The organism is Enterobacter sp. 940_PEND, assembly GCF_001059415.1.
Taxonomy (GTDB): Bacteria; Pseudomonadota; Gammaproteobacteria; order Enterobacterales; family Enterobacteriaceae; genus Enterobacter; species Enterobacter cloacae_M.
Genome location: NZ_JUMS01000147.1, coordinates 1 through 15,445, shown reverse-complemented (window position 1 = coordinate 15,445; position 15,445 = coordinate 1). Strand labels below are relative to the sequence as shown.

Genomic DNA, 15,445 nt, shown 5'->3' with positions numbered 1-15,445 from the left:
TCCCGTGCCCTTTAAACCCTTAGTCTCCGCAGGCGTCGAGAATGTACTGAACGCTTTTCTGTATCGCGCTCCGGCGCTGAAAGCTGCACGTCAGCGGCTAAACGGGAAGGTATTACGCATTGTTTTAAAAGAGTTATCGACGCCGCTTGTGCTGGTATTCAGCGAACGTCAGCTTGACGTTCTGGGGGCGTGGGAAGGTGAGGCCGACTGCTCGGTCATCACGCACATGAGCGTGCTGCCAAAACTGCGCGATCGCCAGCAATTAACGGCGCTTATCCGCAGCGGTGAGCTGGAAGTGGAGGGCGACATTCAGGTCGTGCAGAACTTCGTTGCGCTCACCGATCTGGCGGAGTTCGATCCGGCGGAGCTGCTCGCGCCTTTTATCGGCGACATTGCCGCCGAAGGCATCGGGAAAGTTCTTCATGGCGGCGCCTCCTTTGCGCGTAAAAGCCTCCAGCGCCAGCAACGCTATGCGGCGGAAGTGCTGACTGAGGAGTGGCGAATGGCTCCCGGGCCACTGGAAGTTGCATGGTTTGCGGAAGAGACCGCTGCTGTTGAACGTGCGGTTGATGCGTTAACCAAACGGCTGGAAAAACTGGAGGGCAAATGACGCCTGGTGAAATTCGGCGCCTCTATTTTATTATTCGCACCTTTTTGAGCTACGGGCTCGACGAGCTTATCCCCAAAATGCGTATCACGCTGCCGCTTCGTATCTGGCGGCGGATGCTCTTCTGGATGCCCAATCGCCATAAAGGTCAACCGCTGGGTGAGCGTCTGCGCCTGGCGCTGCAGGAACTCGGTCCGGTTTGGATTAAATTCGGGCAGATGCTGTCGACCCGCCGCGATCTCTTCCCGCCTCTGATTGCCGATGAGCTTGCGATGCTGCAGGATCGCGTCGCACCGTTTGACGGCGCGCGCGCGAAAAAGCAAATTGAAGAGGCGATGGGAAATGTACCCGTCGAGACCTGGTTTGACGATTTCGACATTAACCCACTGGCATCGGCTTCTATTGCGCAGGTGCATACCGCGCGTCTGAAAGAAAACGGCAAAGAAGTCGTTATTAAGGTCATTCGTCCGGACATCCTGCCAGTCATCAAAGCGGACATGAAGCTGATTTATCGTCTGGCGCGCTGGGTGCCACGCCTGCTGCCGGACGGGCGCCGCCTTCGTCCACTGGAAGTGGTGCGGGAATATGAAAAAACGCTGATTGATGAGCTTAACCTGCTGCGCGAATCGGCAAACGCCATTCAGCTGCGTCGCAACTTTGAAAACAGCCCGATGCTCTATGTACCTGAAGTCTATTCTGACTACTGCAGCCAGAATATGATGGTGATGGAGCGTATCTACGGTATTCCGGTTTCGGATGTGGTGGCCCTGGAGAAACAGGGAACAAACATGAAGCTCCTGGCCGAACGTGGCGTACAGGTATTCTTTACCCAGGTATTCCGCGACAGCTTTTTCCATGCGGACATGCACCCGGGCAATATCTTCGTGAGCTACGAACACCCTGAGGATCCGAAGTATATCGGTATCGACTGCGGGATTGTGGGGTCGCTGAACAAAGAAGATAAACGGTATCTGGCTGAGAACTTCATCGCGTTCTTCAACCGCGACTACCGTAAGGTGGCCGAGCTGCACGTCGATTCCGGCTGGGTGCCGCCGGATACCAACGTCGAAGAGTTTGAGTTCGCGATCCGGACCGTTTGCGAACCGATTTTTGAGAAACCGCTGGCGGAAATCTCCTTCGGGCATGTGCTGTTGAACCTGTTTAACACGGCTCGCCGCTTTAATATGGAAGTTCAGCCACAGCTAGTTTTACTTCAGAAAACATTACTTTACGTTGAGGGTGTAGGCCGACAGCTCTATCCTCAGTTAGACTTGTGGAAGACCGCGAAACCTTTCCTTGAATCCTGGATTAAGGATCAGGTTGGCATTCCGGCGCTGGTGCGCTCGCTGAAGGAGAAAGGCCCGTTCTGGATAGAAAAAATGCCTGAAATTCCTGAACTGGTTTATGACAGTTTGCGTCAGAGCAAGAACCTTCAGCACAGCATGGATAAAATCGCCCGCGAACTTCAGTCCAGCCGCGTTCGGCAGGGGCAGTCACGCTATCTCTTTGGGATTGGCGCAACGCTGCTACTGAGCGGTACGCTGCTGCTGATCAACCGTCCGGACTGGCAGATGATGCCCGCCTGGCTGATGGCTGGCGGGGTGGTAGTCTGGCTAGCAGGCTGGCGAAAAACGCGCTGAGCGTGCGTCGCTATCGACGGGTCGCATACGTATAATGCGACCTGACTCATTAATCATCTATCCCTGAGGAACATGTATGGGTGGAATCAGTATCTGGCAATTAGTCATTATTGCCGTCATCGTCGTGCTGCTGTTTGGCACCAAAAAGCTCGGTTCTATTGGTTCCGATCTGGGCGCGTCTATCAAAGGCTTCAAGAAAGCGATGAGCGATGATGAGAGCAAGCAGGATAAAACCAGCCAGGACGCTGACTTTACTGCTAAATCCATCGCCGACAAGCAAGAAGAAGCCAAAAAGGAAGACGCTAAACGCCACGATAAAGAGCAGGTGTAAGTCGTGTTCGACATTGGTTTTAGTGAGCTCCTGCTGGTCTTTGTGATTGGCCTGATTGTGCTGGGGCCGCAGCGTCTGCCGGTGGCAGTGAAAACCGTTGCGGGCTGGGTTCGTGCGCTGAGATCGCTGGCATCGACCGTTCAGAATGAACTGGCGCAGGAGCTTAAGCTGCAGGAATTTCAGGAAAGCCTGAAAAAGGTCGAGAAGGCGAGCATGGATAACCTGACGCCGGAACTGAAAGCGTCAATGGATGAGCTGCGCGAAGCGGCGGAATCGATGAAGCGCTCCTATAGCGTTAACGATCCTGAAAAAGCGAGCGATGAAGCGAACACCATCCATAACCCGGTGGTTAAGGGCAGCGAGGAGCAGCGCGAGGGCGTAACGCCTGCCAGTGCTGAACATCAGGCTGCCGCACCAGAACAGACGCCGCACGAAACCGAATTGAAAAAACAGGCGCAGCCAGAAGAGCCAGTGGCAAAAGCGGCGGAAGTGAAGCCCGCTGCGTCCGTTTCCGAATCATCCCCCTCGTCGAGTGATAAAGCGTAAACATGGCAGTAGATGATACTCAACCGCTGATTACGCACCTCATTGAGCTGCGTAAGCGCCTGTTAAACTGCATTATTGCGGTTTTACTCATATTCCTGTGCCTGGTCTATTTTGCCAACGATATCTATCAGGTGGTCTCTGCGCCGCTGATCAAGCAGATGCCGCTGGGCGCAACGATGATTGCAACAGACGTTGCTTCTCCGTTCTTTACCCCCATCAAGCTGACCTTTTGGGTGTCGTTGATTGCCTCTGCACCGGTCATTCTTTACCAGGTGTGGGCGTTTGTGGCGCCAGCGCTGTATAAGCATGAACGTAAGCTGGTGATCCCGCTGCTGGTGTCCAGCTCGCTGCTGTTTTATATCGGCATGGCGTTTGCCTATTTCGTCGTCTTCCCGCTGGCCTTCGGCTTCCTGACGCATACCGCGCCGGAAGGGGTCCAGGTGTCGACGGATATCGCCAGCTACCTCAGCTTTGTGATGGCGCTGTTTATGGCGTTTGGCGTGGCATTCGAAGTGCCGGTGGCCATTGTGCTGCTCTGCTGGGTAGGAGTAACGACCCCGGATGACCTGCGTAAGAAGCGTCCATATATTCTGGTGGGCGCCTTCGTGGTCGGCATGCTGCTGACACCGCCGGATGTTTTCTCGCAGACGCTGCTGGCCATACCGATGTACTGCCTGTTTGAGGTCGGCGTCTTCTTCTCACGGTTCTACGTGGGTAAAGGGCGTCGAGCGGATGACGAAGACGATACGTCCGACAAGACCACTGAAGAGTAAAATCAGCCGCCCGTCAGGGCGGTTGTTATATAGGGATTTCCATGTTTGATATCGGATTCAACCTGACCAGCTCGCAGTTTGCGAAAGATCGTGATGAGGTGGTTGCGCGCGCGTTTGCCGCCGGGGTGAAAGGACTGCTGCTGACGGGCACCAACCTGCATGAGAGCGAGCAGGCGCAGCAGCTGGCTCAAGGCTACGATCGCTGTTGGTCTACCGCTGGTGTGCATCCTCACGACAGCAGCCAGTGGACCGCAGATAGCAGCGAAACCCTGTACAGTCTCGCGAAAATGCCAGAAGTGGTGGCGATCGGCGAATGCGGTCTCGATTTCAACCGTAATTTTTCCACGCCTGAAGAGCAGGAAAAGGCGTTTACTGCCCAGCTTGCGCTCGCAGCAGAGCTTGAAATGCCCGTGTTTATGCACTGCCGCGACGCGCATGAGCGTTTCCTGGCACTTCTGGATCCGTGGCTGGAGAAACTGCCCGGCGCGGTGCTGCACTGTTTTACCGGCTCACGGCAGGAAGCGCTGGATTGCCTGAAGCGAGGGCTTTATCTGGGTATTACCGGCTGGGTTTGCGATGAGCGCCGCGGGCTTGAACTTCGTGAGCTGTTGCCAGTAATCCCGGCTGACCGGCTGCTCCTCGAAACCGATGCGCCTTATCTGCTACCGCGCGATATGAAACCCAAACCTGCATCGCGGCGGAATGAGCCCGCGTATCTGGGGCACATTGTTGAGAGCGTCGCGAAGTGGCGCGGAGAGGATCCGCACTGGCTTTCGGCGCAGACGGATGACAACGTGCGTAATCTGTTCAGGATAAACGTTTAAAGCTTGCGGAAGTCGGTGTTTTTAACGCTCTGCAGCACCTGCTTGTTCAGCAGATTGAGCAATAGCATAGAGCGCGCTTCCCCGTCCGGCTCGGCAAAAATCGCCTGCAGGCCTTCGAAAGCGCCTTCGGTAATCACGACGCTATCGCCCGTGTAAGGGGTTTCGGGGTCGGTGATCCCTTCAGGCTGTTGATAAATCGACAGCTGATGAATGACCGTCGACGGAACCGTTGCCGGGTGGGCCCCAAAACGAACGAAGTGGCTGACGCCGCGCGTTGCGCTGATGGTGGTGGTATGGATGACTTCCGGGTCGAACTCCACAAACAAGTAGTTCGGGAACAACGGCTCACTGACGGTTGTGCGCTTCCCGCGCTGCATTTTTTCAAGCGTGATCACGGGTGTCAGGCAATTTACAGACTGACGTTCAAGATGTTCCTGCGCGCGCTGAAGTTGCCCGCGTTTGCAATACAGTAAATACCAGGCCTGCATAATCACTCTTTCCCTTAGTTCGGGGCGCAAGCATATCAAAACCCTGGCGGGATCGCTAAGTTGATTATAATGGGGGAAAATGGAGCAGAACGCATAAGTTCACGCTTATTTAACAAAATTACAGCATCAAGCAGGCTTACGCCGTATAATGAAGCGCTTACAGAGAGGCCATGATTAACTGCATGAAATACCACGATCTCCGCGACTTCCTGACGCTGCTGGAAAAGCAGGGTGAACTCAAACGTATTACACTTCCTGTCGATCCTTATCTGGAAATGACAGAAATTGCTGACCGCACCCTGCGTGCCGGTGGCCCCGCATTACTGTTTGAAAATCCGAAAGGTTACTCCATGCCGGTGCTGTGCAACCTGTTTGGTACACCGCGTCGTGTTGCACTGGGAATGGGGCAGGAAGACGTCTCTGCGCTGCGTGAAGTCGGTAAACTGCTGGCGTTTCTGAAAGAGCCGGAGCCTCCGAAGGGCTTCCGCGATCTGTTCGACAAGCTGCCGCAGTTTAAGCAGGTGCTGAACATGCCCACCAAGCGCCTGCGAGGCGCGCCGTGCCAGCAGAAAGTGCTGGAAGGCGATGCGGTTGATCTGACCAAAATCCCTATTATGCAGTGCTGGCCTGAAGATGCCGCTCCGCTGATAACCTGGGGGCTGACCGTTACGCGCGGCCCGCACAAAGAGCGGCAAAACCTCGGTATTTACCGCCAGCAGTTGATTGGCAAGAATAAACTCATCATGCGCTGGCTGTCGCATCGCGGCGGCGCGCTGGATTTCCAGGAGTGGTGCGCTGCGCATCCGGGGGAGCGTTTCCCGGTGTCTGTCGCCTTAGGCGCCGATCCGGCCACCATTCTGGGAGCCGTCACGCCCGTGCCGGATACGCTCTCTGAATATGCGTTTGCAGGCCTGCTGCGCGGAACGAAAACCGAAGTCGTGAAGTGTATCTCTAACGATCTCGAAGTTCCGGCTAGTGCGGAAATTGTGCTGGAGGGTTACCTCGAGCAGGGTGAAATGGCGCCAGAAGGCCCCTACGGCGACCACACCGGCTATTACAACGAAGTGGATAACTTCCCGGTGTTCACCGTGACGCACATTACGCAGCGTGAAGATGCGATTTATCACTCCACATATACCGGACGTCCACCGGATGAACCGGCGGTGCTGGGCGTGGCGCTGAATGAAGTGTTTGTGCCGATCCTGCAAAAGCAGTTCCCGGAAATTGTTGATTTTTATCTGCCGCCTGAAGGATGCTCGTATCGCATGGCGGTGGTCACGATGAAGAAGCAGTATCCTGGTCACGCTAAACGCGTGATGATGGGCGTATGGTCTTTCCTGCGCCAGTTTATGTATACCAAATTTGTTATTGTCTGCGATGATGACGTTAACGCCCGCGACTGGAATGACGTAATCTGGGCCATTACCACGCGAATGGACCCGGCGCGCGATACGGTGTTAGTCGAAAACACGCCGATAGATTACCTGGATTTTGCCTCGCCGGTTTCCGGTCTTGGCTCAAAGATGGGACTGGATGCCACAAATAAATGGCCTGGCGAAACCGACCGTGAATGGGGTCGCCCGATCAAAAAAGATCCTGCCGTGACCGCGCGAATTGACGCGATCTGGGGCGAGCTGGCCATAATGAATAACGGTAAACCCTGAGCTAACCGTTAAGCCCTATAGACTTCCCGACAGAGAGAGCGAATGACAACCTTAAGCTGTAAAGTGACCTCGGTAGATGCCATCACCGACACCGTATATCGCGTCCGTTTAGTGCCTGAAGCGCCATTCTCTTTCCGCGCGGGTCAGTACCTGATGGTCGTGATGGATGAGCGTGATAAGCGTCCTTTCTCTATGGCCTCAACGCCAGCGGAGCAGGAATTTATTGAGCTTCATATTGGTGCGTCAGAGCTTAACCTGTATGCGATGGCGGTGATGGATCGGATCCTGAAGGAACGTGAAATCGTGGTGGATATTCCACACGGCGATGCGTGGCTGCGCGATGACGAAGACCGTCCGCTGATCCTGATCGCTGGCGGTACGGGCTTCTCTTACGTGCGCTCCATTCTGCTGACCGCCCTGGCGCGTAACCCTGACCGCGACATCACCATTTACTGGGGTGGCCGCGAAGAGAAACATCTGTACGACCTGTCTGAGCTAGAAGCGCTGAGCGTAACCCATCCTAACCTGCGCATTGAGCCGGTGGTTGAGCAGCCGGAAGAGGGCTGGCGTGGTCGTAGCGGGACGGTGCTGACGGCGGTGCTGCAGGATCACGGCACGCTGGCAGGGCACGATATCTATATCGCTGGCCGTTTCGAGATGGCGAAAATTGCCCGCGACCTGTTCTGCAACGAACGTGACGCGCGTGAAGACCGCCTGTTTGGCGATGCGTTTGCCTTCATTTAAATAAAAAACCCGCCCCTGACAGGCGGGAAGAACGGCAACTAAACTGTCTCTCTTCGCCAATGACGCCATAACTGCGTTGGCTGCGCTCGTTCACCCGAATCACTTACTTGAGTAAGCTCATCGGGATTCGCTCGCTTGCCGCCTTGTTCTGACGTCATTGGCTTTGAGATACTTTTCCTGATTTACACTCTCTCAAACACCGTCGCGATACCCTGACCCAGCCCGATACACATCGTTGCCAGGCCAAACTGGGCATCTTTGCGTTCCATCAGGTTGATAAGCGTTGTGCTGATACGCGCTCCGGAGCAGCCCAGCGGGTGACCGAGGGCGATCGCGCCGCCGTTGAGGTTTATCTTCTCGTCGATCTGCTCCATCAGCCCCAGATCTTTAATGCACGGCAGGATCTGCGCGGCGAACGCTTCGTTCATTTCAAACAGGTCGATGTCGCTGGCGGTTAATCCCGCTTTTTTCAGCGCCAGCTTCGAGGCCGGAACCGGGCCGTAACCCATGATTGAAGGATCGCAGCCCACGACCGCCATCGAACGTACCCGAGCGCGAGGCGTTAAGCCCAGCTCGCGGGCGCGGCTTTCGCTCATCACCAGCATCGCGGCGGCGCCGTCGGACAACGCCGACGAGGTCCCTGCCGTGACCGTACCGGTGACGGGGTCAAACGCCGGGCGCAGGGTAGAAAGCGCTTCGACGGTGGTTTCCGGGCGGATGACTTCGTCGTAGCTGAACTGCTTCAGTACGCCGTCAGCGTCGTGGCCGCCGGTCGGGATGATCTCATTCTTAAAGGCGCCAGACTGCGTGGCGGCCCATGCGCGAGCGTGAGAGCGCGCGGCAAAGGCATCCTGCATTTCACGGCTGATGCCGTGCAGACGAGAGAGCATCTCGGCGGTCAGGCCCATCATCCCCGCGGCTTTCGCCACGTTACGGCTCATGCCAGGATGAAAATCGACCCCGTGGCTCATCGGCACGTGGCCCATGTGCTCGACCCCGCCCACCAGGCAGGCCTGCGCATCACCGGTCATGATCATGCGCGCCGCGTCGTGCAGCGCCTGCATTGATGAACCGCACAGGCGGTTAACGGTGACGGCCGGAACCGAATGCGGGATCTCCGCCAGCAGCGACGCGTTGCGGGCGATGTTGAAGCCCTGCTCCAGGGTCTGCTGCACGCAGCCCCAGTAGATATCGTCGAGCGCAGCCGGATCCAGCGCCGGGTTACGCGCCAGCAGGCTACGCATCAGATGCGCGGAGAGGTCTTCCGCACGCACGTTACGGAACGCGCCGCCTTTTGAACGGCCCATCGGGGTGCGAATCGCATCAACAATGACAACCTTTTCCATTGTGACTCCTTAAGCCGTTTTCAGCTCGCCAACCGGACGGGCTGGCTCAACTGCTGGATAGTAGGGTTCGTTATGGCGCGCTTTGTTACGCAGCCCTTCCGGCACCTCATAAAGCGGGCCGAGGTGCTGATACTGCTGGGCCATATCGAGATAGCGGGCGCTGCCGAGCGTGTCCAGCCAGCGGAACGCGCCGCCGTGGAACGGAGGGAAGCCCAGGCCGTATACCAGCGCCATATCGGCTTCTGCCGGGCTGGCGATAATACCTTCTTCGAGGCAACGCACCACTTCGTTGATCATCGGAATCATCATGCGGGCGACGATCTCATCGTCGGTGAAGTCGCGTTTCGGCTGACTAACGTCGGCCAGCAGGCTATCCACCACGGCATCTTCTTCTTTCTTCGGTTTGCCTTTGCTGTCTTCTTTATAGCGCCAGAAGCCCAGGCCGTTTTTCTGGCCGAAGCGGTTAGCGTCGAACAGAGCGTCAATGGCGTCGCGATAATCTTTCTGCATGCGCTGCGGGAAGCCTGCCGCCATCACCGCCTGAGCGTGGTGGGCGGTATCAATGCCGACCACGTCCAGCAGATACGCCGGGCCCATCGGCCAGCCGAACTGTTTCTCCATCACTTTGTCGATTTTGCGGAAGTCCGCACCGTCGCGCAGCAGCTGGCTGAAGCCGGCGAAGTAAGGGAACAGCACGCGGTTGACGAAGAAGCCCGGGCAGTCGTTAACAACGATCGGCGTTTTGCCCATCTTGCTTGCCCATGCCACCACTTTAGCGATGGTTTCGTCAGAGGTTTTTTCCCCACGGATCACTTCGACCAGCGGCATTCGGTGTACCGGATTGAAGAAGTGCATCCCGCAGAAGTTTTCCGGACGCTTTAGCACGCTCGCCAGTTCGCTGATTGGAATGGTGGAGGTGTTTGAAGCCAGCACGGTCTCAGGACGAACTTTGTCTTCCGTTTCTGCCAGCACCGCTTTTTTGACTTTCGGGTTCTCAACAACCGCTTCAACGACGACGTCCACGCGGTCGAAACCGCTGTATTCCAGCACGGGCTGAATGGTGGAGATCACACCTGCAAGCTTCAGCCCGTCAATTTTTCCGCGCTCCAGCTGTTTATTCAGGAGCTTGGCCGCTTCGGTCATGCCCAGCGTCAGGGATTTCTCGCTGATGTCTTTCATCACCACCGGCACGCCTTTCCAGGCCGACTGGTAAGCGATGCCGCCACCCATAATGCCCGCGCCGAGTACCGCCGCATGTTTCGGCGTCTCAACGTTTTTGGTCAGCTGCCTGGCTTTACCCTTCACGAACTGATCGTTGAGGAAGATACCGACCAGCGCGCGAGCTTCATTGGTGTGCGCCAGAGGGACAAAGCTCTGATTTTCGAGCTTCAGCGCTTCATCGCGTCCGAGACGAGCAGCTGCTTCAATGGTTTTCACCGCCGTGATTGGTGCCGGGTAGTGTTTACCCGCCGTCTGCATCACCATGCCTTTGGCGATGGTGAAGCTCATGGTGGCTTCAATCTTGCTGAGTTTTAACGGTTCCAGCTTCGGCTGGCGTTTGGCTTTCCAGTCGAGATCGCCGTTAATGGCCTGACGCAGAATGGCGAGTGCACCTTCAACCAGTTTCTCTGGCTTCACGACGCCGTCGACCAGGCCGATTTTCTGAGCCTGTTCTGCGCCGACATCTTTACCTGCGGCAATGATCTCAAGGGCGCTGTCGGCACCCAGCATGCGCGGCATACGCACGGAGCCGCCAAAGCCCGGCATGATGCCCAGCTTGGTTTCCGGCAGGCCGATGCGCAGGTCCGGCGTCGCCAGACGGTAGTCGGTCGCGAGTACGCATTCGCAGCCGCCGCCCAGCGCGTAGCCGTTAACGGCGGAAATGGTCGGGACAGGCAGATCTTCCAGACGATTAAAGACGCTGTTGGCAAAGTGCAGCCACTGGCTCAGCTGTTCTTCCGGGACCAGGAACAGCGAAAGAAACTCGGTGATATCGGCACCGACAATAAAGGCCGCTTTGTTCGAACGCAGCAGCAGCCCTTTTAATTCAGGTTGTTTTTCAAGAACATCCAGCGCCTGGCCAAGACTGGCCACCGTCGCGGTATCAAGCTTGTTCACTGAGCCGGGGGCATCGAACACCAGTTCGGCAATGCCATCTTCCAGCCAGTTGAGGTACAGGGTGTCGCCTTTGTAGAGCATGTCAGTCTCCTGAATCCAGCAATTGGATCTGGTCATACCAGATGAATCGGAGTGTGGGATTTATGTTAATAAAATGCAAATTACTCATTAAGAAAATGCTGCATTGATCACGGTCGGTGGAAATCACGCAGCCGGAGTGAGGTGTGCTAAGATGCGATGACTTGAGGTCAAAAAAACGAAAGGAAGAATGATGGACTCACTGGCTTCGCTTTATAAAAATCATATCGTTACCCTACAGGAACGTACCCGCGATGTACTGGCCCGCTTCAAGCTGGATGCGCTGCTGATCCACTCCGGCGAGCTGATGAATACCTTTCTGGATGACCACGCTTATCCGTTTAAGGTGAACCCGCAGTTCAAAGCCTGGGTGCCGGTGACTCAGGTTCCAAATTGCTGGCTGCTGGTAGACGGCGTGAACAAGCCGAAACTGTGGTTCTACCTGCCGGTCGATTACTGGCACAACGTAGAACCGCTGCCGACCTCTTTCTGGACGGAAGAGATTGATGTGATTGCACTGCCGAAAGCGGACGGTATTGGTAGCCAGCTGCCTGCCGCGCGAGGCAACATCGGCTACATTGGCCCTGTTCCGGAGCGCGCGCTGGGTCTGGATATTCCGGCAGACAAACTCAATCCGAAAGGCGTGCTGGATTACCTGCACTATTACCGCGCCTATAAAACCGACTACGAACTTTACTGCATGCGTGAAGCGCAAAAAACGGCGGTGAATGGCCACCGTGCCGCGCACGAAGCGTTCCAGTCGGGGATGAGCGAGTTCGACATCAATCAGGCCTATCTGACCGCGACGGGCCACCGTGATACCGACGTACCGTACAGCAATATCGTCGCGCTGAACGAGCACGCGTCTGTGCTTCATTACACCAAACTGGATCACCATGTTCCGTCGGAGATGCGCAGCTTCCTGCTTGACGCAGGCGCCGAGTACAACGGTTACGCGGCCGACCTGACCCGTACCTGGGCGGCGAATGCGGATACCGATTTCGCGCAGCTGATTAAAGACGTAAACGATGAACAGCTGGCGCTGATTGCCACCATGAAGGCGGGAACTAGCTATGTGGATTACCACATCCAGTTCCATCAGCGCATCGCAAAACTGCTGCGTAAACATCATATTGTGAAAGACATGAGCGAAGAAGCGATGGTCGAGAACGATCTGACCGGGCCATTCATGCCGCACGGTATCGGCCATCCGCTGGGCCTGCAGGTTCACGACGTTGCGGGCTTTATGCAGGATGACACCGGCACGCACCTGGCGGCACCGTCTAAATATCCTTACCTGCGCTGCACCCGTATTCTGGAGCCGCGTATGGTGCTGACGATTGAACCGGGGATCTACTTTATCGAATCCCTGCTGGCGCCGTGGCGTGAAGGCCAGTTCAGCAAACACTTCAACTGGGAAAAAATTGACGCGCTGAAGCCGTTTGGCGGTATTCGCATCGAAGATAATGTGGTGGTTCACGAAAACGGTATTGAGAATATGACGCGAGACCTGAAGCTGGCCTGATGGAAAGCTGGCTGATACCGGCTGAACCGGTCACCTTTGTTGAGGAAATCAAGAAAAGCCGCTTTATTACGCTGCTGGCGCATACAGACGGCGTAGAGGCGGCAAAGGCGTTTGTCGAATCCGTTCGGGCTGAACATCCTGACGCGCGTCACCACTGTGTGGCGTGGGTGGCAGGGCCGCCGGATGATTCACAACAGCTGGGGTTTTCCGACGACGGTGAACCGGCGGGCACGGCCGGTAAACCCATGCTTTCGCAGCTGATGGGCAGCGGCGTGGGTGAAATTACCGCCGTGGTGGTGCGCTACTACGGCGGTATCCTGTTAGGCACGGGTGGGCTGGTAAAAGCCTATGGCGGCGGAGTTCAGCAGGCACTGAATATGCTCACAACTATCCGCAAAACGCCGCTCACCGAATATACTTTGTTGTGCGATTACGCTCAGCTATCGGGCATTGAAACGCTGCTCAAACAGTTTAACGGCGTCATCGCGCACAGTGAATATCAGGCAATGGTGAAATTACGCGTGGCGCTTCCTCAGGCGGAGCTGGCTGCTTTTTCAGCAAAACTGGCTGATTTTAGTCGTGGTTCGTTGCAATTGCTGCCGATTGAAGAATAATCCCCACCTCACTTTTTTGAATACCAAAGGAAGCGGCAGAGATGCATTTTCGTGCCATAACCCGAATCGTTGGACTGCTGGTCATACTCTTTTCCGGGACGATGATTCTCCCAGGACTGGTGGCGCTTATCTACCGGGACGGCGCGGGGCGGGCATTTACCCAGACCTTCTTTGTCGCGCTGGCGATCGGCTCGCTGCTGTGGTGGCCAAACCGTCGTCAGAAAGGTGAACTGAAATCTCGCGAAGGATTTCTGATTGTGGTCCTGTTCTGGACGGTGCTGGGGAGCGTCGGTTCGCTGCCCTTTATCTTCTCTGAACAGCCTAACCTGAGCATTACGGATGCCTTTTTTGAATCGTTCTCCGGTTTAACAACCACCGGGGCGACGACGCTGGTGGGGCTGGATTCACTCCCGCACGCCATTCTCTTTTATCGTCAGATGCTGCAGTGGTTCGGGGGGATGGGGATCATCGTCCTGGCAGTGGCTATTCTCCCTATTCTGGGCGTTGGCGGCATGCAGCTCTATCGCGCTGAAATGCCCGGGCCGCTGAAAGATAACAAAATGCGCCCGCGTATTGCCGAGACGGCGAAAACCCTCTGGCTTATCTATGTATTACTGACGGTGGCCTGTGCGCTGGCGCTATGGTTTGCCGGGATGCCCGCTTTCGACGCCATCGGACACAGCTTTGCGACGATCGCTATCGGCGGGTTCTCCACCCACGATGCCAGCGTCGGCTACTTCGACAGTCCAACGATTAACACCATTATTGCCATTTTCCTGCTGATTTCAGGCTGTAACTACGGTCTGCACTTCTCTTTACTGAGCGGGCGCAGCCTGAAGGTGTACTGGCGTGACCCGGAGTTCCGTATGTTTATTGGCGTCCAGCTTACGCTGGTAATCATCTGTACCCTGGTGCTGTGGTTCCATGATGTCTACAACTCCGCGCTGACCACGCTAAATCAGGCGTTCTTCCAGGTGGTATCGATGGCGACGACCGCCGGGTTTACCACGGACAGTATCGCGCGCTGGCCGCTGTTCCTGCCGGTGCTGCTGTTATGCTCGGCATTTATCGGGGGCTGTGCGGGTTCTACGGGCGGCGGCCTGAAGGTAATTCGTATTCTGCTGCTGTTTAAGCAGGGCAACCGTGAGCTGAAGCGCCTGGTCCACCCGAACGCGGTTTACAGCATTAAGCTGGGGAACCGCGCGCTGCCGGAACGTATCCTCGAAGCGGTGTGGGGGTTCTTCTCGGCGTATGCGCTGGTCTTTATCGTCAGTATGCTGGCTATTATTGCGACGGGGGTGGATGATTTCTCCGCCTTTGCGTCCGTCGTAGCAACATTGAATAACCTCGGGCCCGGTCTGGGCGTTGTGGCGGATAACTTTGCCAGCATGAACCCGGTCGCGAAATGGATCCTCATCGCCAATATGCTGTTTGGTCGTCTTGAGGTCTTTACGCTGCTGGTGCTGTTCACCCCTACATTCTGGCGCGAGTAAGGAGCCGTTGATGAAAGCATTGATTCTTTTCTCTACGCGAGACGGACAAACGCGTGAGATTGCCGCTTATCTGGCTTCGGAATTAAAAGAGCTGGGTATTTACTCTGATGTGGTGAACCTGAACCGTGCGGAGCAGATAGCCTGGCAGGATTACGATCGCGTGGTAATTGGCGCGTCAATTCGTTACGGGCATTTCCATCCGGCGCTGGATCGCTTTGTGAAGAAGCACACGGCGGTGCTCAACAAATTGCCCGGTGCCTTTTACTCGGTCAATCTTGTCGCACGTAAAGCCGAGAAGCGTACGCCGCAGACCAACAGCTACACGCGCAAGTTTTTACTCAGCTCGCCGTGGCAGCCTGACCTGTGCGCCGTCTTTGCCGGCGCGCTGCGCTACCCTCGCTACCGCTGGTATGACCGCTTTATGATCCGCCTGATTATGAAGATGACGGGGGGGGAAACCGATACGCGTAAAGAAGTGGTTTATACCGACTGGTCGCAGGTGGCCAGTTTTGCGCGAGAAATCGCACATTTAACGGGCGATTCGCGACATAAATAAGCGTTAAGTTTGAAAAGTGAGCGAACGAAAAGTTTTTTGTATTTTGTGCTTGTCACGTCGGAATAACTCCCTATAATGCGCCTCCACTGACACGGAAC

Annotated in this window: 15 protein-coding genes; 12 read left to right on the top strand and 3 right to left on the bottom strand. The window is 56.0% G+C overall.

Annotation, left to right across the window (positions count from 1 at the left end; translation table 11 throughout):
• Nucleotides 1-4 precede the first annotated feature (4 nt).
• From ubiJ to tatD, 6 genes are all read left to right on the top strand, one after another.
• Nucleotides 5-610, top strand: coding sequence for a ubiquinone biosynthesis protein UbiJ (gene ubiJ / locus ADJ24_RS20905; RefSeq protein WP_023309611.1), 606 nt, complete (start codon nt 5-7; stop codon nt 608-610).
• Nucleotides 607-2,247, top strand: a complete 1,641-nt coding sequence (ubiB, locus tag ADJ24_RS20900) for a ubiquinone biosynthesis regulatory protein kinase UbiB (RefSeq protein WP_023309610.1) — start codon at nt 607-609, stop codon at nt 2,245-2,247. The genes ubiJ and ubiB overlap by 4 nt, the downstream gene beginning before the upstream one ends.
• Nucleotides 2,248-2,323: 76 nt before the next feature.
• Nucleotides 2,324-2,578 (top strand): Sec-independent protein translocase subunit TatA, encoded by a 255-nt coding sequence (gene tatA / locus ADJ24_RS20895; RefSeq protein ID WP_023309609.1) that lies wholly within the window; start codon nt 2,324-2,326, stop codon nt 2,576-2,578.
• A 3-nt stretch (nt 2,579-2,581) separates the two neighbouring features.
• Nucleotides 2,582-3,124, top strand: a complete 543-nt coding sequence (gene tatB / locus ADJ24_RS20890) for a Sec-independent protein translocase protein TatB (protein WP_023309608.1) — start codon at nt 2,582-2,584, stop codon at nt 3,122-3,124.
• 2 nt (nt 3,125-3,126) lie between these two features.
• The gene (gene tatC, locus ADJ24_RS20885) at nt 3,127-3,897 is read left to right on the top strand and encodes a Sec-independent protein translocase subunit TatC (RefSeq protein ID WP_023309607.1); all 771 of its coding nucleotides are present in this window, start codon (nt 3,127-3,129) and stop codon (nt 3,895-3,897) included.
• Between the two features lie 41 nt (nt 3,898-3,938).
• Nucleotides 3,939-4,721: a 3'-5' ssDNA/RNA exonuclease TatD gene (gene tatD, locus ADJ24_RS20880; protein WP_023309606.1), complete on the top strand. Its 783-nt coding sequence runs from the start codon at nt 3,939-3,941 to the stop codon at nt 4,719-4,721.
• On the opposite strand, the gene rfaH is transcribed toward tatD, so the two are convergent.
• Entirely contained in the window at nt 4,718-5,209 is a 492-nt protein-coding gene (rfaH, locus tag ADJ24_RS20875; RefSeq protein ID WP_023309605.1) for a transcription/translation regulatory transformer protein RfaH, read from the bottom strand. The genes tatD and rfaH overlap by 4 nt on opposite strands.
• Before the next feature lie 173 nt (nt 5,210-5,382).
• Here rfaH and ubiD point away from each other — a divergent pair, with 173 nt between their 5' ends.
• The gene (gene ubiD, locus ADJ24_RS20870) at nt 5,383-6,873 is read left to right on the top strand and encodes a 4-hydroxy-3-polyprenylbenzoate decarboxylase (protein WP_161798668.1); all 1,491 of its coding nucleotides are present in this window, start codon (nt 5,383-5,385) and stop codon (nt 6,871-6,873) included.
• A 42-nt stretch (nt 6,874-6,915) separates the two neighbouring features.
• Complete coding sequence (gene fre / locus ADJ24_RS20865) at nt 6,916-7,617, top strand: NAD(P)H-flavin reductase (protein ID WP_008501516.1); 702 nt, start codon at nt 6,916-6,918, stop codon at nt 7,615-7,617.
• A 182-nt stretch (nt 7,618-7,799) separates the two neighbouring features.
• Here the strand turns inward: fre and fadA are convergent, their stop codons facing one another.
• On the bottom strand, nt 7,800-8,963 hold the full coding sequence (gene fadA, locus ADJ24_RS20860) for an acetyl-CoA C-acyltransferase FadA (RefSeq protein ID WP_008501515.1): 1,164 nt from the start codon (nt 8,961-8,963) through the stop codon (nt 7,800-7,802).
• A gap of 9 nt (nt 8,964-8,972) precedes the next feature.
• Nucleotides 8,973-11,162 carry a fatty acid oxidation complex subunit alpha FadB gene (fadB, locus tag ADJ24_RS20855; protein WP_023309603.1) on the bottom strand — a complete coding sequence of 730 codons (2,190 nt, stop codon included), beginning with the start codon at nt 11,160-11,162 and terminating at the stop codon, nt 8,973-8,975.
• A gap of 190 nt (nt 11,163-11,352) precedes the next feature.
• On the opposite strand from fadB, the gene pepQ reads away from it, so the two are divergent.
• The 4 genes from pepQ to hemG are packed head-to-tail and all read left to right on the top strand — an operon-like array spanning nt 11,353 to nt 15,347.
• Nucleotides 11,353-12,684, top strand: coding sequence for a Xaa-Pro dipeptidase (pepQ, locus tag ADJ24_RS20850; protein WP_023309602.1), 1,332 nt, complete (start codon nt 11,353-11,355; stop codon nt 12,682-12,684).
• Nucleotides 12,684-13,298, top strand: coding sequence for an IMPACT family protein (locus ADJ24_RS20845; protein ID WP_023309601.1), 615 nt, complete (start codon nt 12,684-12,686; stop codon nt 13,296-13,298). Before pepQ ends, ADJ24_RS20845 begins: the two co-directional genes overlap by 1 nt.
• A 41-nt stretch (nt 13,299-13,339) precedes the next feature.
• On the top strand, nt 13,340-14,791 hold the full coding sequence (gene trkH / locus ADJ24_RS20840; RefSeq protein ID WP_023309600.1) for a Trk system potassium transporter TrkH: 1,452 nt from the start codon (nt 13,340-13,342) through the stop codon (nt 14,789-14,791).
• A gap of 10 nt (nt 14,792-14,801) precedes the next feature.
• Nucleotides 14,802-15,347, top strand: coding sequence for a menaquinone-dependent protoporphyrinogen IX dehydrogenase (gene hemG / locus ADJ24_RS20835; protein ID WP_023309599.1), 546 nt, complete (start codon nt 14,802-14,804; stop codon nt 15,345-15,347).
• Nucleotides 15,348-15,445: the final 98 nt, after the last annotated feature.